Genomic DNA, 374 nt, shown 5'->3' with positions numbered 1-374 from the left:
AAAGCCTTGATAGTTAGAGCTGGCCTAAGAAGAGCTGCTGTCGCGTTAGCGAATAAAAGCATACGCACTGCATGGTCTATGCTGAAACATGACACTCAGTACTCCACTTCATTTAAACATGCTGCCTAGCAGCTAAATCTATACTTGCGAAATTTAGTTACTACCAATAATAAAGAGCGAAAGACAGGTAAGACCGACCTTAAAGAGCCAGCTCATTCTGATGATATCCAATATCGACTGTTCGGTGTGGCATTAAGGTGCGAATGCATAAAGGGGCAGAGTTCGCTACTCACAAAGAGCCCGAATATACGCACGCATCCTATCTACCTTTCACTGTTTAAAAATCGGTTGTAATTAATTGGGAGTCCATATAC

At 42.2% G+C, this 374-nt stretch carries 1 pseudogene; it reads left to right on the top strand.

The annotated features are described in order from the left end of the window. A pseudogene (locus VCHENC03_RS28005) lies at nucleotides 1-129 on the top strand (IS110 family transposase); the annotation flags it as partial. Between the last annotated feature and the right edge of the window lie 245 nt (nucleotides 130-374).

It is taken from the genome of Vibrio sp. HENC-03, assembly GCF_000305755.2.
In the GTDB taxonomy this organism is placed as follows: Bacteria; Pseudomonadota; Gammaproteobacteria; order Enterobacterales; family Vibrionaceae; genus Vibrio; species Vibrio owensii.
Note: the sequence above shows the minus strand (reverse complement) of the source record. Positions and strands in the feature narration are given on the sequence as shown.